19 protein-coding genes and 2 tRNA genes are annotated in these 21,857 nt (G+C 67.9%); 13 read left to right on the top strand and 8 right to left on the bottom strand.

Going from position 1 to position 21,857, the window contains the following annotated elements; genetic code table 11:
* Positions 1-5: 5 nt before the first annotated feature.
* Together ACWDUA_RS12620 and ACWDUA_RS12615 are read right to left on the bottom strand one after the other, a co-directional pair.
* Entirely contained in the window at positions 6-965 is a 960-nt protein-coding gene (locus ACWDUA_RS12620) for a hypothetical protein (RefSeq protein WP_449751349.1), read from the bottom strand.
* A 67-nt stretch (positions 966-1,032) separates the two neighbouring features.
* Positions 1,033-2,505, bottom strand: a complete 1,473-nt coding sequence (locus ACWDUA_RS12615; RefSeq protein WP_449751348.1) for a zinc-dependent metalloprotease — start codon at positions 2,503-2,505, stop codon at positions 1,033-1,035.
* Between the two features lie 97 nt (positions 2,506-2,602).
* Between ACWDUA_RS12615 and ACWDUA_RS12610 the strand changes: the two genes are divergently transcribed.
* Positions 2,603-3,652 carry a YlbL family protein gene (locus ACWDUA_RS12610; RefSeq protein WP_449751347.1) on the top strand — a complete coding sequence of 350 codons (1,050 nt, stop codon included), beginning with the start codon at positions 2,603-2,605 and terminating at the stop codon, positions 3,650-3,652.
* Between the two features lie 65 nt (positions 3,653-3,717).
* Here ACWDUA_RS12610 and ACWDUA_RS12605 read toward each other — a convergent pair whose 3' ends face one another.
* Entirely contained in the window at positions 3,718-4,299 is a 582-nt protein-coding gene (locus ACWDUA_RS12605; protein WP_449751346.1) for a PPA1309 family protein, read from the bottom strand.
* Positions 4,300-4,539: 240 nt separating this feature from the next.
* On the opposite strand from ACWDUA_RS12605, the gene ACWDUA_RS12600 reads away from it, so the two are divergent.
* Both ACWDUA_RS12600 and ACWDUA_RS12595 read left to right on the top strand, forming a co-directional pair.
* The gene (locus ACWDUA_RS12600) at positions 4,540-7,521 is read left to right on the top strand and encodes a UPF0182 family protein (RefSeq protein ID WP_449751345.1); all 2,982 of its coding nucleotides are present in this window, start codon (positions 4,540-4,542) and stop codon (positions 7,519-7,521) included.
* A gap of 111 nt (positions 7,522-7,632) precedes the next feature.
* Positions 7,633-7,709 (top strand) — tRNA-Met (locus ACWDUA_RS12595).
* Between the two features lie 94 nt (positions 7,710-7,803).
* Here ACWDUA_RS12595 and ACWDUA_RS12590 read toward each other — a convergent pair.
* Positions 7,804-8,520, bottom strand: coding sequence for a hypothetical protein (locus ACWDUA_RS12590; protein WP_449751344.1), 717 nt, complete (start codon positions 8,518-8,520; stop codon positions 7,804-7,806).
* Positions 8,517-9,209: a TetR/AcrR family transcriptional regulator gene (locus tag ACWDUA_RS12585; protein WP_449751343.1), complete on the bottom strand. Its 693-nt coding sequence runs from the start codon at positions 9,207-9,209 to the stop codon at positions 8,517-8,519. The genes ACWDUA_RS12590 and ACWDUA_RS12585 overlap by 4 nt, the downstream gene beginning before the upstream one ends.
* Positions 9,210-9,324: 115 nt before the next feature.
* Between ACWDUA_RS12585 and ACWDUA_RS12580 the strand changes: the two genes are divergently transcribed.
* The 8 genes from ACWDUA_RS12580 (at position 9,325) to ACWDUA_RS12545 (ending at position 16,430) form a co-directional block, all read left to right on the top strand.
* A tRNA-Met gene (locus tag ACWDUA_RS12580) sits at positions 9,325-9,398 on the top strand.
* Between the two features lie 186 nt (positions 9,399-9,584).
* The gene (locus ACWDUA_RS12575) at positions 9,585-9,929 is read left to right on the top strand and encodes an ArsR/SmtB family transcription factor (protein WP_449751342.1); all 345 of its coding nucleotides are present in this window, start codon (positions 9,585-9,587) and stop codon (positions 9,927-9,929) included.
* 67 nt (positions 9,930-9,996) lie between these two features.
* Complete coding sequence (locus ACWDUA_RS12570) at positions 9,997-12,192, top strand: heavy metal translocating P-type ATPase (protein WP_449751430.1); 2,196 nt, start codon at positions 9,997-9,999, stop codon at positions 12,190-12,192.
* Between the two features lie 144 nt (positions 12,193-12,336).
* Complete coding sequence (locus ACWDUA_RS12565; protein ID WP_449751341.1) at positions 12,337-12,690, top strand: histone-like nucleoid-structuring protein Lsr2; 354 nt, start codon at positions 12,337-12,339, stop codon at positions 12,688-12,690.
* A gap of 199 nt (positions 12,691-12,889) precedes the next feature.
* Positions 12,890-14,767 carry a propionyl-CoA synthetase gene (locus ACWDUA_RS12560; RefSeq protein WP_449751340.1) on the top strand — a complete coding sequence of 626 codons (1,878 nt, stop codon included), beginning with the start codon at positions 12,890-12,892 and terminating at the stop codon, positions 14,765-14,767.
* A gap of 184 nt (positions 14,768-14,951) precedes the next feature.
* Entirely contained in the window at positions 14,952-15,443 is a 492-nt protein-coding gene (gene crcB / locus ACWDUA_RS12555) for a fluoride efflux transporter CrcB (protein ID WP_449751339.1), read from the top strand.
* Entirely contained in the window at positions 15,440-15,808 is a 369-nt protein-coding gene (gene crcB / locus ACWDUA_RS12550; RefSeq protein WP_449751338.1) for a fluoride efflux transporter CrcB, read from the top strand. The genes crcB (ACWDUA_RS12555) and crcB (ACWDUA_RS12550) overlap by 4 nt, the downstream gene beginning before the upstream one ends.
* A 154-nt stretch (positions 15,809-15,962) precedes the next feature.
* Positions 15,963-16,430, top strand: a complete 468-nt coding sequence (locus ACWDUA_RS12545; RefSeq protein WP_449751429.1) for a universal stress protein — start codon at positions 15,963-15,965, stop codon at positions 16,428-16,430.
* Positions 16,431-17,344: 914 nt separating this feature from the next.
* Here the strand turns inward: ACWDUA_RS12545 and ACWDUA_RS12540 are convergent.
* Both ACWDUA_RS12540 and ACWDUA_RS12535 read right to left on the bottom strand, forming a co-directional pair.
* The gene (locus tag ACWDUA_RS12540; RefSeq protein ID WP_449751337.1) at positions 17,345-18,565 is read right to left on the bottom strand and encodes an acyl-CoA dehydrogenase family protein; all 1,221 of its coding nucleotides are present in this window, start codon (positions 18,563-18,565) and stop codon (positions 17,345-17,347) included.
* 27 nt (positions 18,566-18,592) lie between these two features.
* Positions 18,593-19,963: an acyl-CoA dehydrogenase family protein gene (locus tag ACWDUA_RS12535; RefSeq protein WP_449751336.1), complete on the bottom strand. Its 1,371-nt coding sequence runs from the start codon at positions 19,961-19,963 to the stop codon at positions 18,593-18,595.
* Positions 19,964-20,102: 139 nt separating this feature from the next.
* Here ACWDUA_RS12535 and ACWDUA_RS12530 point away from each other — a divergent pair, with 139 nt between their 5' ends.
* Positions 20,103-20,612: a DUF2752 domain-containing protein gene (locus ACWDUA_RS12530; protein WP_449751335.1), complete on the top strand. Its 510-nt coding sequence runs from the start codon at positions 20,103-20,105 to the stop codon at positions 20,610-20,612.
* A gap of 135 nt (positions 20,613-20,747) precedes the next feature.
* On the top strand, positions 20,748-21,407 hold the full coding sequence (locus ACWDUA_RS12525; RefSeq protein ID WP_449751334.1) for an MBL fold metallo-hydrolase: 660 nt from the start codon (positions 20,748-20,750) through the stop codon (positions 21,405-21,407).
* A gap of 7 nt (positions 21,408-21,414) precedes the next feature.
* Here the strand turns inward: ACWDUA_RS12525 and ACWDUA_RS12520 are convergent, their stop codons facing one another.
* Positions 21,415-21,810 carry a VOC family protein gene (locus tag ACWDUA_RS12520; RefSeq protein WP_449751333.1) on the bottom strand — a complete coding sequence of 132 codons (396 nt, stop codon included), beginning with the start codon at positions 21,808-21,810 and terminating at the stop codon, positions 21,415-21,417.
* Positions 21,811-21,857 lie beyond the last annotated feature (47 nt).

The raw sequence follows: 21,857 nt of genomic DNA, 5'->3' as shown, positions 1-21,857 counted from the left end.
CCTCATCAGGATAGATGACCGTCCGCGACCGGAGCCGCAGGTGTGTGCGACGTCGACGCGGTCGCACAGGCAAACGGACACAGTGGATGCCGCGGCCAGATGGTGCTCGACAGGCGGGGTGGGGCGCCGTGCACCTCGATCACGCGACCGAGCAGATACGGGGGGTCCGGGGAGCCGACGGCCAGGGCGCTTGCGAGCCGGTCGATCTGATCGTGTGCGAGGGCCGCGGTCATCCGGGTGATCGGGTCACCGCCATGGCCGGTGACACCGGTCAACTGGCCACGCAGCACCGGCCACTCGGGATCGCGGTCGGTGCGGTGTCGATCGGCGCACGCCAGACAGCTCGACAGTCCGGGAAGCACCAGCGGCCCGAGCAGACCCACCCCGTCGCGCAGCCGGACCGGCAGATGCGGGACACGGTCGGCCATCAGCCGTTCGAGGAGCCACGACTCGTGTGCGAGGTGGTCGGTGAGGACCACGAGATTGGTTCGTGGGGCCGACGCATCACGGCGGGAGGGGCGGCGGACCGTGTGCGCCACCACGAACCCGGCGTCGGACAGTGTGGTGGTGAGCAGCCGGGTGAGCGGCCCGGAGCCGTGCACCCGGATGCGCAGCCGGTCGGTCGGGGGCCGGGTGAACGTCGACCACGATGCCTTCCCGGCCGTGAGCAGTTGGGCGAGGATCGCATCGAGTTCGGCGCGAGTCAGCCCTGCGTCGACGAGTTCGGCGAAAACCTCGGTGCGCGTGCGTGGTTCACGCAGCGATCCGAGTAGCGCCGCGACCTTGGGGCCCGACGCCGACGCGGGCAGTTCGAGCACCAGCCCGGTGTGCGGATCGCTGCCGATGTGGACCCGGTTGTCCGGGCGCACCAGGATCGGTACGCCGTCGGCGATCACCGGCAGGCGGCTCCCGGACGGGGTTCCGGGCTGTGGTGTCCCCGGATGCTGTGGTGTCCCCGGATCCATGAGGGCCACTGTGCCACCCCGACGGCCGGAGTGAGGCCGCCGTGGTGGTTATCCACAAGCCGAGGGGTCAGCGGTCGGAATCGCCCGGCGTGTCGTCGGAATCGTCGGACTTCCCGATCGGCCCGTCGGGGGCAGAAGCCTCCGGCGCAGAATCCTGCGGTGTGGTGCCCTTGTCGGCTTCGGCAGCGAGCGACTTCTCCAATTCGGCGATGGCCGAGTCGATCTCGGAGTCGCCGCCGATGAAGCGTTCGACGAAGCGGGCCGGGTTGTCGAGGTCGTCGGCGTCGGGCAGCAGATCGGGGTGCTCCCAGACCTTGTCGCGGGTGGCGGCGTCGGTGGCCTCGAACAGTGAGCGCCACAGCGCCGCGGCCTCCCGTGACTTGCGCGGGCGCAGCTCGAGTCCGACGAGGGTGGCAAAGGTCTGCTCGGCCGGGCCGCCCGACGCGCGGCGTCGGCGCATGGTCTCCACGAGCGCCGACGTGCTCGGGATTCGATCCGAGAGTGCCTGGGTCACAACGTTTTCCACCCAACCCTCGATCAATGCGAGCAGTGTCTCGAGGCGGCCGAGTGCGGCCTTCTGCTCCGGGGTGGTGGTGGGTTCGAAAGTTGCCGACGAACTGATCAGCTCCTCCAGCTTGGCCGGGTTGGAGAACAGTTCGGTGGGATCGATGTTCGCGGTCATGTCGGTGATACCCGAGAAGTCGATGCTGATCCCGCGGGCGTATTCCTCGACCGTCGACAACAGCCGCTGCCGCAGCCACGGCACGTGTGTGAACAGCCGCACGTGCGCGGCCTCGCGGGCGGCGAGGAAGACGATGATCTCCTGCGCGGGCAGACCGAGGCCGTCGGCGAAGGTGGCGATCGCCTCCGGCAGCAGCACCGCCACGCCCTCGGGGGCCAGCGGCAACCCGATGTCGGTGGAGGTGAGCACCTCCTTGGCGAGTTGGCCGAGCCCCTGACCGAGCTGGGTGCCGAAGGCCATCCCGCTCATCTGGGTGAGCATGCCCATCATCGGTCCGGCGAACTGCGCGGCCTCGGCAGGCAGATTCTGCTGCCATGTGCCGGCCAGCTGGGTGGCCACCGGGTTGCACAGGCCCTTCCAGGTGGGCAGCGTCTCGTCGAGCCACTGCACCGGCGTCCACGCGACGGCCTTGCTGACCCCGCCGGGGAAGGTGGTCACATCGTCGAGCCAGACGTCGGCCAGGCGTACCGCGTCGGCGACGGCCTTGTTCTCCTTCTCGAGGACCGGCGTGAAGTCGCCGATCTGCTGTCGGGCCAGATTCGCGGCGAGCTGGTAGTTCACCGGCCCGGCCGTGCCGGACCCGCTCATCGAGGTGCCCATGCCGCTGAACATCTGCCCGAGCTGGCTGAACATCTGACCCAGCGCCGACGGATCGAGTCCGGCCGACGGGTCGAAACCGGCGCCGCCGAAGCCGAACGGGTTCTGCGCGCCGCCGCCGTCTCCGCTTCCGCCGGCGTTCTTGTCCTTGCCGTCATCGTCGCCGGACGAAGAGGAGAATCCGAAGGGCAAATCACTCATGTCTCCACGGTACCGTCCGGACGCGCAACCCAGTGGCTCCCGGATTTCGCCTTGAGCGTAGGGCGCGCAGGTCCACCGGACCGTTAGGGTGGTCGGAATGAAGGCGCCGTCCTCCCGCCGCATCGTCACCGTCGCGGTGACCGTCCTGATCCTGCTGGTGCTCGTCGTCGCCGGCACCCGCGTGCAGGTGCCGTTCGTGGCGCTCGGCCCCGGGCCGACGGTCAACACCCTGGGCACGATCGACGACAACGGCCGCGAGGTCCCGGTCGTCGAGATCCGCGGTACCCAGGTCGACAAGGCCGATGGTCACCTCAACCTCACCACCGTCGGCGTGACCGACGGACTGTCGCTGTTCCAGGCGATCGGGATGTGGATGTCGGGGACCTACTCCGTGCAGCCCCGCGAGACGGTGTACCCGCCGGGACAGACCACCGAGCAGACCCGGCAGCAGAACCTCGATCAGATGAGCAACTCGGAGAGCACCGCCACCGCGGCCGCGTTGCGCTTTCTGCAGCGGCCGACTGCGCTGGTCGCGGCCTACGTCGAACCGAGTGGTCCGGCGGGCACGGTGCTCGAGACCGGGGACGTGATCGTGTCGGTCGACGGCAAGGCGGTGTCCACGGCCGAGGAGGTGCGCTCGACGATCGCCGACCTGCACCCCGGCGAGCAGATCCCGATCGCGATCGTCCGCGACGGAACCCCGCAGACGGTCACCGTCACCACCGGTAAGCGACCGGGTACCACCGACGTCGCCTACCTCGGGGTCACCCCGGAGGTGCGCAGTGCCGACCCGAATGTGCAGATCGACTACCACGTCGGGGACATCGGCGGACCGTCGGCGGGACTCATGCTCTCGCTGTCGGTGGTCGATCAGCTCAGCACCGGCTCGCTCACCCGCGGCAAGTTCATCGCCGGCACCGGCACCATCAGCGACACCGGTGAGGTGGGGCCGATCGGCGGCGTCACCCACAAGACCCGGGCCGCCCGCGACAACGGGGCCACGGTGTTCCTGGTGCCCGCGGACAACTGCGCCGAAGCGGAATCGGATGCCCCGGACGGACTCCAGCTGGTCAAGGTGACCTCACTGCAGTCGGCGGTCGAGGCGCTCGACGCGATCGGTGCGGGCAGGGACGCGCCGCACTGCTGACGTCCGGTACGGCTGATGTCCCGTCCTGCCGACATGTGAATCCCGGGCACCGGTCCCGGGTCACGTCATCCGTCGAGTGAGGCGGCCAGTGCGTCCTGCAGGTCGCGGGCCAGATCGGGATGGGTGCGCCGTTCGGGGATGCCCTCGTCCGACCACAGCTCGACCAACGCCAGGCTGCGGCCGTGACGCAGCGCGCCCACCGCGAGCCGGGCCGGCCGGCTGTCGGGATGGGTGGTGGCAGCCGACCGCAGGGCGATCGGCGACGAGCCGTCGGCGGTGGGCAGGTCGGGCCGCGCGTCCGGCGGCAGCATCAGGATGTCGACGACGACGGCCGCCCCGGCCACGGCGTCGGGCCACGACGCCGTCGCGAGGAACTCCTCGAGCACCGCATGCGGCTCGGCGACCGCGGTCGCCGGCAGCGGTTCCTCGGCGATCGGGCTGAGCGCGGAATCGTCGTCGGCGGAGACCAGATCGGGCTGCAGCTGCGCCAGCAGCGCGGTCGGGACCAGTGCGAACACCTGTGGTGCGCGGCCGGCGTCGGCGCTCGGGATGCCGTCGGTGGACGAGACGAAGCGCAGGGCGTCGGCCAGCGCACGGCCGAGGTCGTCGGGGGAGAAGGGGCTCCTGGGGGCGGTGAGATCGCTCATCACCTCTCATGATGCCCTGCCGGCCGGGGTCGACCACCTGCGGCCGGACCATCCGGGCCGGACCTCGGGGCGGGATGAGGGAACCGGGACGCACCCGGTCGCGTTGTCCGATGAGACGCAGCACACAGCCGTGTCCGGTGAGGTCCCCGAGGTGACTGTGGCGCCCAGTACAGTGGTGCCAAACTCGCATCGGTGAGTGACGGGCGCACCGGATGATGTCCGGATTGAGCATTTTGGAGAGTGGGTCAGGTGGGCGTACGCGGGCCGGCAGGATTGCCGACACTGTCGCGCAAGAGCAAGATCGCCATCGGTATCGGGGTGGCGTTGCTGGTCATTCTGTTGGTCGGCCCGCGTTTCGTCGGGATCGCCACGGACTGGCTGTGGTTCTCCGATCTGGGGTACTCCAACGTCTACTCCACGATTGTGTGGACTCGGGTGCTGTTGTTCCTGATCACCGCGCTGATCGTCGGGCTCATCATCTTCGGTGCCATCGCGCTGGCATACCGGTCCCGTCCGGTGTTCGTGCCGACGACGGGACCCAACGATCCCCTGGCCCGGTACCGGGCGTCGATCATGGGGCGCGTGCGCTGGTTCGGCATCGTGCCGCCGCTGCTGATCGGCCTGCTCGCCGGGCTGGTCGCCCAGGGTTCCTGGGTCACGGTGCAGACCTTCCTGCACTCCACCAGCTTCGGGGTGACCGATCCGCAGTTCGGTATGGACATCAGCTTCTACGCGTTCGAGCTGCCGTTCATCCGGTTCGTCCTCAACTTCCTGTTCGTCGTCGTCGTGATCGCGTTCATCGCGAACCTGATCACGCACTACCTGTTCGGTGGCCTGCGCCTCGGGGGCGGCAACGGTTCGCTGACCAATGCCGCCCGCATCCAGCTCGCCATTCTCGCCGGGACGTTCCTGCTGCTCAAGGCGGTGTCGTACTGGTTCGACCGGTACGCGCTGCTGTCGAGTGACCGCAAGGCCGAGATCTTCAACGGCGCCAGCTACACCGATATCAACGCCGTCCTGCCGTCCAAGCTGATCCTGATGGCGATCGCGATCATCTGTGCGCTCGCGTTCTTCGCCGGCATCGTGCTCAAGGATCTGCGCATCCCGGCCATCGCCACCGTGCTGATGCTGTTCTCGGCGCTGTTGATGGGCGTCGGCTGGCCGTTGACGATGGAGCAGTTCTCGGTCAAGCCGAATGCGGCGCAGAAGGAAGCGGAGTACATCCAGCGCAACATCGATGCGACGCGGCAGGCGTACGGGATCGGATCCGATCACGTCACCACGCAGAGCAACTGGACCGGCGACCCGGTCAACCAGGCGACGGTCAACGCCGACACCGCGACCCTGTCGAACATCCGTGTGCTGGACCCGAACATCGTCTCGCCGGCGTTCACCCAGATCCAGCAGCGGCAGAACTTCTACGGCTTCCCGCAGCAGCTCGCCGTCGACCGCTACGACATCGACGGGCAACTGCGTGACTTCGTGGTCGCGCTGCGCGAACTCGATCCGCGCGGCTACCGCGAGAACCAGCAGAACTGGCTCAACAAGCACCTCGTGTACACCCACGGCAACGGGTTCGTCGCCTCGCCGGCCAACACGGTCGCGCAGGCGGCGTCTGCCGACAACGAGAACTTCGAGGGTGGTGGCCAGCCGCTGTTCTACGTCAGCGACCTGAGCAACTACCGAACCGAGGAGTACCTCAAGAACGCGCCGATCAAGGTCACACAGCCGCGCGTGTACTTCGGTGAGCTGATCGCCAAGATCAACCCCGACTATGCGATCGTCGGCTCCGACGGTGGCGCGGCGCGCGAGTACGACACCGCCGACTCCAAGTACACCTACGAGGGATCGTCCGGTGTCTCGCTGGGCAACTGGGCCACCCGGATGCTCTATGCGGTGAAGTACACCGAGCGGAACTTCTTGCTGTCGAGCGAGATCAACTCGAACTCGCGCATCCTCTACAACCGTGACCCGCGGGACCGGGTCAAGCAGGTCGCGCCGTGGCTGACCGTCGACACCAAGACCTATCCGGCCGTGCTGGCCGACGGGTCGATCAAGTGGATCGTCGACGGCTACACCACCCTCGACACCTACCCGTACGCGCAGAAGACGTCGCTGCAGGATGCGACCAACGACGCGCAGAACACCAACCAGGGTGAGACGGGGCGCGTGCAGGTCAACCGCGACGTGGCCTATGTCCGCAACTCGGTGAAGGCCACCGTCGATGCCTACAGTGGTGAGGTCACCCTGTACCAGTTCGACAAGACCGACCCGGTGCTCAGCACCTGGATGAAGGTGTTCCCCGGGTCGGTGAAGCCGCGCTCGGAGCTCGACGCCAACAAGTCCCTCGTGGAGCACCTGCGGTACCCGGAGGATCTGTTCAAGATCCAGCGGACTCTGCTCAGCCGCTACCATGTCAGCTCGCCGGAGACCTTCTTCCAGGCCAACGACTTCTGGTCGGTGCCCTCGGATCCGACCTCCGACGACGCCACGGCACGCAATCTCGACCAGCCGCCGTACTACTTCGTGGCCGGCAGCCCCAAGGACGGGCAGGCCTCGTTCCAGTTGACCTCGGTGCTGACCCGACTGAACCGACCGATCCTCGCGGCCTATGTGACGGTGTCGAGCGATCCGTCCACCTACGGTCAGATCACGGTGCAGGAACTACCGCCCAACACCCAGCGTGAGGGTCCGAAACAGGCGTTCAACCCGATGCAGACCGACTCGCGCGTCGCCGAGAGTCGCAAGAGTCTGGAGAACACCGCGACGGTGACCTTCGGCAACCTGCTGACGCTTCCGGTGGGCGACAACGGTGTGCTCTACGTCGTCCCGATGTATGCGCAGGCGAAGGGCGTCGAGGCCACATATCCGCGTCTGTTCCGTGTGATCACCCGGTACGAGGGGCGGGTCGGTTACGCGCCGACGACAGCCGAGGCGCTCGCGCAGGTGGGGATCAACCCGAGCAGTGCCGCGCAGATCCCGATCGGCCAGAACGACGAGTCCGACGGCAGTGACGGTCAGGTCGAGCAGCCGACGACGCCCACGACGCCGACCCAGCCGTCGGGCACCAACCCGCAGCGCGACGCCGCGGTGAAGGCCATCGGCGACGCCCTCGACAAGCTCAAGGCGGCACAGACCAAGGGTGACTTCACCGGCTACGGTCAGGCACTCGACGAGCTCAACAAGGCGGTTCAGCAGTACGAATCGCTCGGTGGGAACTGATCCCGCCGATGTTGGATGTGTTCACGGCCACAGGTGTTTTCGCTGATCACGCACTCTCCCGAGGGCGATTTGCATTGGCGGACAACGACCCTGTAACGTTGTGTTCACCAACGCGGGGTGGAGCAGCTCGGTAGCTCGCTGGGCTCATAACCCAGAGGTCGCAGGTTCAAATCCTGTCCCCGCTACCAACGAAGAAACCCGCCCGGGAAACCGGGCGGGTTTCTTGCCTTCTCCAGAACCGTTGCAGGGCATCGTGTCTGGGATCACAGGCCGCGAGCGGGATCACGCTCGGGCGGGTGCGTGCGCGGCCGCATGGATCGCGGGCAGGATGTCCGCCGTGCGCCCGGTCTCCTCGATGTTGTGGCGGATCCAGTGATCGGCGGTCGCGCGTGAGAACAGGAACGGCCGTACCAGCCAGTTCAGCACCGGTCCCAGGATCGGCACCCGGACGTCGATGACCGTCTCGGCATAGAAGCTCACTCCACCGTCCACCGGTGCGTATCGATGGATGATGCGTCCGGCGGGGATACGTGCGGGACCGAGGATGTCGAAGGTGAACTCGGTGGAATCCAGCCGGGTGGTACGCATCACCTGGTGGATGCGATCGCGATAGTCGTTGAACTGCTCGTCGATCCGGGACAGTGCGCCCACTCGGAACCCGGCGTTGGGTGTTCCGTCCGGGGCGTCGGTGAGCGGTGTGATCCGGATGTGGTCACGGTGATGCCACAGGTGGTAGTGCAAGACCTCGGGGCCGGTGACGTCGACGCCGTTCCAGGTGGTGGTGCCGGCCAGGTTCTCGAACCACCACCGGATCATCTCCGGTGTGACACCGGCGATGTCGTCGTGCTGGATCCGCACGCGGATCGCCCCCCGTCGCGACACCGACACGTCGGTCCACTGGGCGGACGAGACCGGCTTGAAGGCGAGGGTCCCGGCGTTGCGGAGGGCGTCGCGGGCGGCGAGACGTTGCCTGCGGAGTGGTTGGTCGACCTTGATCATGTGAGTCCTTCGCTCTCTGCGGTTTCGGGGATGTCCGGGACTTCCGGGATTTCTGGGATCTCCGGGGCTTCGGCGTTGTCGCGGGTCGGCTGGGTTGCGGGCGAGCCGAGTCCGCCGATCACGGACCGCAGGACCAGGTCGCGGAGTTCGACGGCCATGGCGCCGACCGGCTCTCGCGGGTTCGCGGTGAGCCACCGCAGGCCGGTCCAGATCACCCCGGCGGCGATTGCCGTCGCCGACGTCTCGGCGGGCAGTGGTCCGGTTCGGAGTGCCTGAGAGACAGGGGTGTTGGTGAGCAGCTCGTCGGCGAGGAAGGCGATGGCCTGTGCCTGCACGATGTGGGCGCCGTGACCGTTCACCACACGGGTGTAGAAACCGGCGTCGGCCGCCAGGCGCGTCAGGATTCGCGTGATGGCGCCGAGCATCACGTCGGGGCGCCGGGCATCGGGGACGTCGACGGCGGCTTCGCCCGCGAAAGCGTCGGCCATCCGGGTGAGGGCGGCCTCGGCGAACGCCGAGGGCAGGTCGGGAAAGACCGCGTAGAACGTCGGACGTGTGACGGATGCGTGGTTGACGACGTCGGTGATCGTGATCTGGTCGGGTTCGTGCGCATCGAGGAGTTCACCGACCGCGCCGACGAGGAGATCTCGTGATCTTCGTCTCCTCGAGGCCGATTCTGGTTTACGCATGTAAAGAGTTTACATATGTAAATCTGGTGACGCCAGGGGTCCGTGCTGCTGATTCATGGGCTTCACCAGCCGTTTTGGAGAGTGTGCACCGGGCGTGTAACGTTCTATTCACCAACGCGGGGTGGAGCAGCTCGGTAGCTCGCTGGGCTCATAACCCAGAGGTCGCAGGTTCAAATCCTGTCCCCGCTACGACGCGCAGGCCCGGTTCTCACCACGAGAACCGGGCCTGCTGCATTGTGCCTGCCCGTTTCCGGCCGCTGCCCCTCGATGACCGGTGTCCATGTGCGGGTGGGATTCTCACGTCGGTGTCGCGCCGGCTCCGGAGGGTCCTCTCGAGGACCAATCGGCATCGAACGGTCTTCTGTACAGAAAGCGATGTACTATCCGGAGGTGGATACCGCCCTCGGCCTGGATGCCCTGACCAGGTTCGGTCACGCGCTGTCGGACTCGACGCGGACAAAGGTCTTGCTGTCGCTACGCGACCAGCCGGGATATCCGGCAGAACTCGCCGATGCGATCGGCGTCTCTCGACAGATCCTGTCGAATCACCTCGCCTGCCTGCGCGGGTGCGGGCTGGTGATCGCCGTGCCGGAAGGGCGGCGGAGCCGATACGAGCTCGCCGATCCCCGCATCGCGCGTGCCCTTGATGACCTGCTGGGTCTGGTGCTGGCGGTGGACCCGGCCTGCTGTCCCACGTCGTCGACCGACGGGTGTTGCTGATGGGTGCTCGACGATCGGGGCGAGGTCCGGCGTCTCGCCGACGGCCGACCGGAAGTGGAGGTCGATGATGTCCGAAAGCTGTTGTGGCCCAGGGGCCGCGGGCGAGCGTGGAGTGGGTGATCTCGGCGACGACGGTCGGGGCGAGCGACTCTGGCAGGTCCGAGAGCTGCAGTACGCGGCTGTGGCCGCGGTGTTGCTGACCGCAGGTCTGCTCGTCGGGCGTGCTGAGGTGGCGGGCGTGTCGGCGGGTCTCGAGATCGCGGCAGCGGTGATCGCGGGTCTGTCCTTCGTACCGTCGGCGGTGGTGGCCCTGGTACGCCATCGGCACATCGGGGTGGGCACGCTGATGACGATCGCCGCAATCGGTGCGATCGCCCTGGGGCAGTTCGCCGAAGCGGCGATGCTGGGAGTCCTGTTCTCCATCGCCGAGGGGCTCGAGCACCACGCCGTCACCAAGACCCGACGTGGTCTTCGTGCACTGCTGGCACTGGTGCCGCCATCGGCGTCGGTGCTCCGTGGTGGCATCGAGATGCAGGTGGCACCAGACGAGCTACGGGTCGGGGACGTGATGGTCGTGCGCCCCGGTGAACGCGCGGCCACCGATGGGGTGATCCGCGCCGGTGTCACCAGCCTCGACCTGTCGGCGATCACCGGCGAATCGGTGCCGGTCGAAGCAGCCCCCGGTGACGAGGTCCATGCCGGGGCGATCAACGGCGGCGGCGCCATCGAGGTCGACGTCACGGCGCCGGCCTCCGACAGTTCGCTCGCGCGGATCGTGCACATCGTCGAAGACGCCCAGGAGCGCAAGGGGCGTGCGCAACGACTGGCCGACACCCTCGCCCGCCCCCTGGTGCCGATCATGATGGTGCTCGCGGGCGCGGTGGCCGGGATCGGCGCACTCGTCGGTGACCCCATGGTGTGGGTCGAACGAGCGTTGGTGGTGCTCGTCGCCGCCTCACCCTGTGCCCTGGCCATCGCGGTTCCACTCACGGTGGTCGCGGCCGTCGGAGCCGCCGGCCGGCAGGGGGCACTGGTCAAGGGCGGCGCCGCGCTCGAACAACTCGGCCGGATCCGCGTCGTGGCCTTGGACAAGACGGGCACGCTGACCCGCAACGCACCCCAGGTCATCGCCGTCCTCGCGGCCGATCGCGGGACCGAGGACGACGTGTTGTCCACTGCGGCGGCGCTGGAGGCCCGTAGCGAACATCCACTGGCACAAGCGATCCTCGGTTCCGCACCACCCGACCCGCGGGTCGCCGACGACGTCACCGGACTGCCCGGGCACGGGATCGTCGGTGTCCTCGACGGCCGTCGGGTTCGACTGGGTCGTCCGGGGTGGATCGGCACCGGAGTACTCGCCGAGGAGATCGCCGACCTGCAACGTATGGGCGCCACGGTCGTTCTCGTCGAGGTCGACGGCACCGTGATCGGTGCGGTCGCCGTTCGTGACGAGCTCCGTCCCGAGGCGGCCGAGGCGGTCGAACGACTCACCGGTCTCGGTATCGAGACCGCCATGCTGACCGGCGACAACGTGCGCACCGCCCGCGCGCTCGCCGAACAGGCCGGGATCGCCGTCGTCCATGCCGACCTACGGCCCGAGGACAAGGCGGCGCTGGTCGAGGAGTTCGCTGCCGGCCGGCCCATCGCGATGGTCGGCGACGGTGTCAACGACGCACCCGCTCTGGCGACCGCCGACGTCGGTATCGCGATGGGGGCGATGGGTGCCGATGTCGCGATCGAAGCCGCCGATGTCGCGCTCATGGGTGAAGACCTCAGGCATCTTCCGCAGGTCCTTGCCCATGCCCGCCGTGCGCGAAAGATCATGCTGCAGAACCTGATTCTCGCGATGCTCATCATCGGCGTGCTCATCGGGCCGGCCGCCACCGGTGTTCTCGGACTCGCCACCGTGGTCCTCATCCACGAAGCCGCCGAGGTCCTGGTGATCCTCAACGCGATCAGGGCCGCCAGGACCGTGTCGCTTCCGGGCCTGACCACCGCGACTGTCGGTACAGGCGATACCCATCACGTCACCGTGGCGACGGCGCACACCCCTGACGACGCCTGCTGTGCACCATCGGCGCCCCGCGGCGAAGGATCGGCGCCCTCGTCGACCGGCCTCCTCGTCATCGGCCCCCTCGGGACGATCAACCGGCACGAGTGCGACTGCTGCGGTGACGACGCCCCCGCGTGCGGTGCCGACGCCGTGGGTCGCGAGGATCACGATGCGCACTCCGGCGGGCACGGCATTTCGCCGTCCCGATGACGCGTTCCCATGGTGAGCGGTCGGGGCGTCGACGGTCGTCCGGGAAATGCAACAGTTGAATCCAGCCCTCATGTGTGATCTGTCCCGCACCCGGTGCTATTGTTCGCGCGGGGAGAATGTTCATCAGCACGAGGGGGAGCCATCATGGCACGTCGCACCGTTGTCACCATTGTCGACGATCTCGACGGGAAAGCGCTCAAGGACGCCGTCACGGTGAATTTCACCGTCGATGGAAAGCAGTACGAATTCGACACCTCGCCGTCGAATGCCACCCAGTTTCATCGCGATCTCGAGCGCTACATCGTGGCCTCCCGGTCGACGGATTCGCGATCGGTGGTACCGCGCTCCGCCAGGGCCACGAAGAAGGTGATCCGGGCCCGCCGCTCCGGCCGTGACACCCAGGCGATGCGCACCTGGGCCCGCGACAACGGCTACGAGATCAGTGACCGGGGCCGGATCTCGGTGGAGATCATCGAGGCCTACGACGCCGCCAACTGACCGGACGGCCAGGTCCGAACCCGGCCGGCAGAGGTGTACACGCACTGTCGGGTCGGGTGCCGTTCGCCGAACGGAACCGACCGGTCGTCGAACATCGTCTGATCCTCTCGCGTCGAGCTGTGACGCTGATTACGCTCGGTGGAGCAATGTCGCGCCTGTGACCGCCGCGCGACCATGAGTGATGAGATGAGGAGCCGACGTGGGTGCGTACAACGAGGCATTCGAGCGCAGCGTTTCCGATCGGGAATCGTTCTGGCTCGCCGCCGCTGCGGAGATCGAGTGGCACAAGGCGCCGACCGTGGCGCTCGACGACTCGCAGGCCCCGATCTACCGCTGGTTCCCCGACGGCCGGCTCAACACCTGCCACAACGCGCTCGACCGGCATGTGGCCGCCGGCCACGGTGATCGTATGGCGCTGATCTGGGACTCCGCGATGGTCGGTGAGGTACGCCGCTTCACCTATGCCGAACTGCTCGCCGAGGTGTCCCGGTTCGCCGGGGTGCTCGCCGGTCGGGGGGTCACGGCCGGTGACCGCGTGATCGTCTACATGCCGATGATCCCCGAGGCCGCGATCGCCATGCTCGCGTGTGCCCGGATCGGAGCGGTGCACTCGGTGGTGTTCGGCGGGTTCGCCGCCCCGGAACTCGCCACCCGCATCGACGACGCCGAACCGGTCGCGATCATCACCGCGTCGGGTGGACTCGAACCCGGCCGCACCGTGGAATACCTACCGATGGTGGCCCGCGCGCTCGAATTGTCGGAGACCACGCCGTCGACGGTGATCGTCAAGGACCGCCCGCAGATCACCGGGACGTCGGCCGACCACGACGGCTGGCTGGACTGGGACACCGAGATCGCCGAGGCCGCACCGGTCGAGCCGGTGGACGTCGCCGCCACCGACCCGCTCTACATCCTCTACACGTCCGGCACCACCGGGAAGCCCAAGGGCGTGGTGCGCGACAACGGCGGTCACGCGGTCGCCCTGACCTGGTCGATGACCAACATCTACGACATCGCACCCGGTGACGTGTGGTGGACCGCCTCCGACGTCGGCTGGGTGGTCGGGCACTCCTACATCGTCTACGGTCCGCTGCTGGCCGGCGCGACGACCATCATGTACGAGGGCAAGCCCGTGGGCACCCCGGACGCCGGCGCGTTCTGGCGGGTCATCTCCGAACACCGGGCCAAGGCACTGTTCACCGCACCCACCGCGATCCGCGCCATCCGCAAGGCCGACCCGGACGCCAAACTGCTTGCCGAATACGATGTCTCGTCTCTCAAGACCCTATTCGCGGCGGGGGAGCGGCTCGACCCCGACACCTTCGAGTGGGCGTCGTCGGTGCTCGGCATCCCGGTGGTCGACCACTGGTGGCAGACCGAGACCGGCTGGGCGATCGCGGCGAATCTGCGTGGGCTGGAACCGATGCCGATCAAGGCCGGTTCCCCGACGGTGCCGGTGCCCGGCTATCGGGTGGGCATCGTCGACGCCGACGGCAAGCCGGTCGACGCCGGGGTGGAGGGCAACATCGTGATCACCCTGCCGCTGCCGCCGGGCACCCTCGCCGGACTGTGGCGTGATGAAGAGCGCTACCGCAGCTCCTACCTCAAGGCGTTCCCGGGTAACTACCTGACCGGCGATTCCGGCTACATCGACACCGACGGCTACGTCTTCGTGCTCGGCCGTTCCGACGACGTGATCAACGTGGCCGGCCACCGCCTGTCCACCGGCAGCATCGAGGCCGTCGTGGCCGCGCACCCGGCCGTCGCCGAGTGCGCGGTGATCGGCATCCACGACGACCTGAAGGGGCAGCGGCCGAGCGGCTACGTGGTCCTCAAGGCCGGGGTGGAGATCGAGCCGGACACGCTGCGTGACGAGCTCGTGGCGATGGTGCGCAACGAGATCGGTGCCGTCGCCACCTTCCGTGACGTCACCGTGGTCCCGGCCCTGCCCAAGACCCGCTCGGGCAAGATCCTGCGCAAGACGATGCGGCAGATCGTCGACCACGAGGAGTACACCGTGCCGTCCACGATCGAGGACGTCGACGTGCTCTCGGCGCTGGCGAAGCAGCTCGGGTAGGGAGACGTGGGGCGGACTCGCAGGCGTCCGGCGTGTTCCGGGGCGCCGGACGCTACGATGGATCGCGGCGATGGATCTCGCCGGCGGTCGGACCCGTGGACGGGACCCCGACCCGAACCGCCTCCACCGGGGTGACCCGGACCGGCTGATAGTTCCTGTTCCGATCACCGGAAGGAGCTCTGGCGTGGGCACGGACCCATCACCGCATCAGCTCGGCGCCTCCCTGCCGATCGACCCGGACACCCCCGCACGCCCAGTGCACCTGCAGGTCTCGGCGATCGCCCTGGTTTTTGCCGGTGGCATCGTCGGAACCGGGCTGCGGTACCTCGTCGAAGAACTGTTCCCGGCCCACGGCGTGGCCTGGCCCTGGGCGACCTTCGGCGTCAATCTGGCCGGGGCCTTCGTCCTCGGGGCGCTCCTGGAGATCCTGGTGCTCTCCGGCGACGACGCGGGCCGTCGTCGCCGGTTGCGGTTGTGCCTCGGCACCGGATTCTGCGGATCGCTGACCACCTACAGCACCTTCGCTCTCGAGACCGCCCAGCTCGGGCACCACGGGGCGATGGGAACGGCAGTGGCCTATGCGCTGGTCAGCGTGATCGCCGGGCTGGTGTGCGGCTGGGCGGGCATCGTGGCGGCCGGGCAGGCACACCGCATGTGGGAGGGGGAGGTCTCGTGATCGCCGCCGCCGTGATCCTGGCGGGCGCCCTCGGCGCGGTGTGTCGCTTCGTCGTCGACGGTGCGGTGAAGCAGCTTCGTGCGTCGACGTTCCCCTGGGGGACGTTCGTGATCAACGTGAGCGGCTCACTGCTGCTCGGCACCCTGGCGGGCCTGGTCATCTCGCACGGGATGCCGTCGTCGGTCCAGGCCGTCATCGGTACCGGATTCTGTGGTGGGTACACCACGTTCAGCACCGCGAGTTTCGAGACGGTCCGCCTGGCTCAGGGCAGGCAGGCCGTGCTCTCGGCGCTCAATGCGGTCGGCTCACTGGTGTGCTCGGTGGGCGCGTGCGCGCTGGGGCTGATCCTGGCGTGGGCGATCTGAGGAGTCGGCGATGGACAACACATTCGGTCGGCCCACCTCCGACTCCGGGGGAAGTGGCACGCGAGACGGTGACACGCGAGACGGTGACACGCGAGACGGTGACACGCGAGACGACGGACCGCTGCGGCGTCGGCGACCGGGGCCCCGACCACGCGTGACCCCGCAGAGTTGTCTGGTGGTCGGCTGGGATCGCCATCCCGACAGCCTGGCCGCTGCGCGGTTCGCCGTGGCGCTCGCCGTCCCGCTGAACGCGCACATCCACATCGTCCACATCGTCGACCTCGACGACGAACCGATCGATCCTGACTCCCCCGACTGGGACGAGCAGTACCGCGCGAACGTGACCGCGGAAGCGGCCACCGCCCGCGCCCTGCTCGACGACGTGCCCGCGTCGTGGACCTATCACAGCGGCCACGGTTCACCCGCGTATCTGCTGACGCTGGTCGCCGATCGTTACGGCGCACTGATGGTGGTGGTCGGCAGTCCCCGCAGCGGGCTGATGGGCTACCTCGACTCGGTTCTCGGACAGTCGGTTGCGCACCGGCTGATCGGAGCGCGTCGCGTGCCACTGCTGCTCGTGCCCGCCGATACGCAGGTCGGCGACGGTGATGGGCCGGAGTGACCCCGGTCGTGGTCGGCTTCGTGCGGAAGCGGCGGAGGTTTCGACGGTCGGGCGTCCTCGCTGCGCTCGGTCGACCTGCTCAACCAGCGTTGTCGGTGATCGTGCCGATGTGGGGCGGAGGCGGTGCTCGGTCGACCAGCGTTGTCGGTGATTGTGCCGATGTGGAGGGGAGGTCGCGCTCGGAACGTGACCGCGTTGACGGTGATTGTGCCGATGTGGAGGGGAGGCCGCACTCGGAACGTGACCGCGTTGTCGGTGATTGTGCCGATGTGGAGGGGAGGTCGCGCTCGGAACGTGACCGTATTGTCGGTGATTGAGCCGATGAGGAGCGGAGCGACGAGGCGTGTCGAAATCTCCGCGGGCCGGGCTCGGAACGTGACCCCGGTCCGGGGTGGTCGTCTTCGTGCGGAAGCGGCGGAGGTTTCGACGGTCGGGCGTCCTCGCTGCGCTCGGTCGACCTGCGTTGTCGGTGATTGTGCCGATGTGGAGGGGAGGTCGCGCTCGGAACGTGACCGCGTTGACGGTGATTGTGCCGATGTGGAGGGAGGCCGCACTCGGAACGTGACCGTATTGACGGTGATTGAGCCGATGAGGAGCGGAGCGACGAGGCGTGTCGAAATCTCCGCAGGCCGGGCTCGGAACGTGACCCCGGTCCGGGGTGGTCGTCTCAGTGCGGAAGCGGCGGAGGTTTCGACGGTCGGGCGTCCTCGCTGCGCTCGGTCGACCTGCTCAACCAGCGTTGTCGGTGATCGTGCCGATGTGGGGCGGAGGCGGTGCTCGGTCGACCAGCGTTGTCGGTGATCGTGCCGACGGGCCGGGCTCCCGCGGCTGACGGCGCGGGTGCAGAGACAGCAAGGCCCGGGTGACGTCGTCACCCGGGCACCGACCCCTCGTCGGTGTTGCTGCGGCTCAGCTCACCGAAGTTCGGCGCTGCTCTTGTTCAGCACGCGGCGCGCGATGATCAGCTGCTGGATCTGCTGGGTGCCTTCGAAGATGTCCAGGATCTTCGAATCGCGGGCCCACTTCTCCACCAGCAGGCGCTCGGAGTAGCCGAGCGTGCCGAGCAGCTCGACCACCTTGTTGGTGATGTCGGTGACGGTGCGTCCGGCCTTCGCCTTCGACATCGATGCCTCGGTGGAGTTGGGCTGCTTGTTGTCGGCCATCCAGGCCGCCCGCATCGACAGCAGGTATGCTGCCTCGAAATCGGACTCCATGCGCAGGAATTCGGCTGCGGCGGCGTGCTGGTCGATGGCCGGGCGGTCGTAGTCCACCTCGATGCCGACCTCGTCGAGAACCCGCCGCAGTTCCTCGAGTGCGGCACGGGCCACGCCGACGGCCATGCCGGCAACCAGCGGCCGGGTGTTGTCGAAGGTCTGCATGACACCGCCGAAGCCCTTCTTGGTGTCGACCTCCGGCGAACCCAGGAGGTTCTCCCTGGGGATGCGGCAGTTGTCGAAACGCAGGACGGTGGTGTCGGAGACGCGGATGCCCAGCTTGTGTTCCAGCCGAACGACTTCCACGCCCGGGTGCTCGCGCGGTACGACGAACGACTTGATCGCGGCCCGGCCCAGGCTCTTGTCGACCGTAGCCCACACCACGATGTGGGTGGCACGCGACCCGGCGGTCACGAAGATCTTCTCGCCGTTGATCACGTACTCGTCGCCGTCGAGCGTGGCGGTGGTGCTGACCGCCGCCGAGTCCGACCCGAAGCTCGGTTCGGTGATCGCCATCGCGGCCCACACCTTGCCGAACCGCTCGAGCTGTTCATCGGTGGCCACCGCGGCGATCGCTGCGTTGCCGAGTCCCTGATAGGGGATCGACAGCATGAGACCGCAGTCACCCCAACAGGTTTCCATCACGTTGAGGACCGACTGCATGTTGCCGCCGTTGACCACCGCGCCCTCGGGGGTGGGCTTGGACGGCTTCTGGCTGCGTCCGCCGTCGGCACCGGCACCGGCCTGGCCGGTCTCGGCGAGGCCGTCGTACAGGCTCGCCAGGGTGTCGAGCTCGACCGGGTAGTCATGTTCGCGCAGATCGTATTTGCGCGAGATCGGCCGGAAGATCTCGGCCGCGGCCTGATGAGCCTGATCGATCGTGACGTTCAGCTTCTTGGGCAGTTCGAGATTGATGCTCATGTCTTGCGCTCCTTGGGATTCCGGTCGTCAGAGGACGACGATGCCCTCGCCGATGCCCGCGCCGCGGAGATCGCGGTACCAACGCTCCACCGGATGTTCCTTGGTGAAACCGTGGCCGCCGAGCAGTTGCACGCCGTCGAGGCCGATCTGCAGACCCTTGTCGATGGTCAGCTTGCGGGCCAGGGCGGCCTCGCGGGCGAACGACAGGCCCTGTTCGGCGCGGGCCGCACCACGCAGGGTGACCAGGCGGATCGAATCCAGCTCGGTGGCGATGGTGGCCACCATGAAGGCGACGGCCTGCCGGTTGGAGATCGGCTCGCCGAAGGCCTCACGCTCGTTGACGTACGGGATCACGTAGTCGAGGACGGCCTTGGCGGTCCCGGCGGCCAATGCCGACCAGCCCAGACGCGACAGGCGCACCACGTCACGATAGGCCGCGAAGGCGGCGTCACCCTCCTGCTCGCCGAGCAGCGCGTACGCCGGGACGGCGACGTCCTGCAGCAGCAGACGGCCCATGCCGGCGGCACGCACACCCATACCCGGGTCGGCCTCGACGATCAGTCCCTTGGAGTCGGACTCGACGATGAACAGTGCCGGACGGCCGTCGAGTTGGGCACCCACCAGGAACAGTTCGGCGCTGCCCGCGGCCGGGACGAACGACTTGACACCGTTGAGGCGGTAGCCGCTGGGAACGCGAGTCGCCTTGGTCTGCAACGAGAACGCGTCGAACAGTGGACGCGGCTCGGCGATCACGACGGCCGACTGCGGTACGTTCTCGCCGGCGAAGTCGGGCAGGAAGGTCTTCTGCTGTCCCTCGCTGCCGAAGTTGGTCAGCGTGGTGGCCACACCGCTCGGTGCGAGCAGCGGCAGGGCCAGACCCATGTCGCCGTAGGCCATCGCCTCGGCGACGAGGGCGTTGGTCACCACTCCGCGCTCGGCGGCGGCACCGTCGAACTCCTCGGGGACGTTGATCATCGTGATGCCGAGTTCGGCGGAGCGTGCACGGATCTCGTCGGGGGTGGACGCGGCGGTGTCGGCGGCGTAGGCGGCCGGGCGCAGGATCTCGACGGCGAAGTCCTTCACGGTCTCGGCGATCATCTGCTGCTCGTCGTCGGGGTTGAGGTTGAAGTAGTCCTTCGGGGCGGTGGTCAGCCGGGTCGCGGTGCCCGACCCGCCCTGGACCTTCTTGAACGCCCGGTTCGCCGCACCCAGGGTCTGGAAGCCGGTCTTGGTCGCCTGGTAGGCGATGCGGTTGATCGGTTCCCGGATCTGGTACTTTTCGGCGAACTCCGACCCGGTGACGGTGGTCAGCACACGCATGGCGGTGCCGATGAAGCTGCGCGGATGCGGGTTCTTGCCGACGGCGGAGGTGTCACGTGGGTCGGTGGTAGTAGACATGGTCACCATTTCTCGCAGCGGTTGGGGCGCCGAGTGGGAACTTACTCGGTGGTAAGAACCAACCTTACTTCGCGGTAAGAAGTTTGTCACCCCACTGACCGACCCGATTGTCGACGGAGGCGGTTTAGGCTGGTCGTCGATGACTGTCGAGATCCCGCACGAGCAGCACGCACCCGTCCCGCCGCGCCCACCGTCGGAGACGGGTTCAGGCATGGGTGGCGTGGGTCGCTCTGGTGCGCTGCTCGTCGCCGGACTCGGTGCGGCCGGGCTGGCCGCGGCGGCGCTGCTCGATCCGATCGGCATCCAGCACGGTCCCGAACTGTGCGTGTTCCGTCGGCTCACCGGTCTGCCGTGCCCGGGCTGCGGACTGACCCGCAGCTGGGTGATGACCGCGCACGGCGATCTCGGCCACGCATTCTCGTTCAACCTGTTCGGGCCGCTGACCTTTGCCGTTGCAGCGCTCGTCGTGGTCGGCGCGCTGTGGGTCGTGATCACCGGACGCGGTCCGCGCCGGGCGGGCACCGGAGGTCGGATGCCGCGGTGGGGAGTGCGGGTGCTGATCGGCGTGCTGGTCCTGTTCCTCGTGTACGGCGTGGCCCGCGGCGTCGACGCCGGTTTCGGGTGGGGACTGTTCCCGGCGGTCACCTGAGACCGCAGTGACCTGAGACCGCAGTGACCTGAGACCGCCGTCCTCTGATCCAAAGCCTCCACACATGCGCAGACGCACCGGGGTTCTTGGGGGAGCCCCTGCGCATGTGTGGAGCATCTGCGGCAGAGTGGGAGTATGCGACTGACCCACTTCGGACATTCCTGCGTGCTGGTCGAGATCGACGGGGCCCGAATCCTGTTCGACCCCGGGAACCTGTCGCACGGATTCGACGGGATCACCGGGCTCGACGCCATCCTGGTCACCCACCAGCACCCCGACCACTGTGACGTCGCGCGGCTACCGGATCTGGTTGCCGCCAACCCGCAGGCCGTGCGCTTCGCCGACCCGCAGACCGCCGCCCAGCTGAACGCCGACGACGTGGCGGGGGAGTGGACCGCGGCGCACGCCGGTCGGGCGATCACGATCGGGTCGGTCACCGCGCGTGCCACCGGCGGTCGCCACGCCGTGATCCATCCGGAGATCCCGGTGATCGACAACGTCGCCTACATCCTCGACTCCGCCGGGCAGACCGGCCGGTTCCTGCATCCGGGTGACTCGTTCTACATCCCGTTCGAGCCGATCGATGTCCTCGGTCTGCCGTCGGCGGCGCCGTGGATGAAACTCAGTGAGTCGGTGGACTATCTGCGTGCCATGGCGCCGCGGGTCGCGGTGCCGATCCATCAGGCGATCCTGTCCGACGCCGGCACCGGAATCCACTACGGGCGACTCGCCGACATGGCCCACGCGGATACCGAGTTCCGGGTACTCGACCGGGAATCGGGCACCGAGGTCTGAGGTCGGCTCAGGCTGGGGGTGCGAAGAACTCCAGCGCGATGTTGTCCGGGTCGCGAAAAGAGATCCCGGAGCCGTAGTGCGCGTGCTTGATTCCGCTGTGGGGGATACCGAGCTCGTCGAGACGTGCTGTCCACGAATCCAATTCGTCGCGAGACAGGGCGAAGGCCACGTGATCGAGGCCCACCCGCCGCTCGTCGAAGGCGTCGTCGGGGCCCGCGGTGGTGTGCGTGTGCAGACCGAACAGGGTGCCCCCGCCGAGGGCGTACACGGCATGGTGATAGGTGCCCGACTCCTCGTCCTCGTCGAGCACGGGTTCGGCGCCGAACAGATGGTTGTACCAGGCGGTGCTCGCCGCCAGGTCGCTGACGGTGATGGCCACGTGGGTCAGGGCGGGAAACGTCATGTCGATGACGGTATGACCTGCGTCACGGTCGGGATGGTGGTTCGGCG

The organism is Gordonia sp. NPDC003376, from assembly GCF_053589235.1.
The sequence above is the reverse complement of the archived record's forward strand: the minus strand, read 5'-3'. Positions and strand labels throughout refer to the sequence as shown.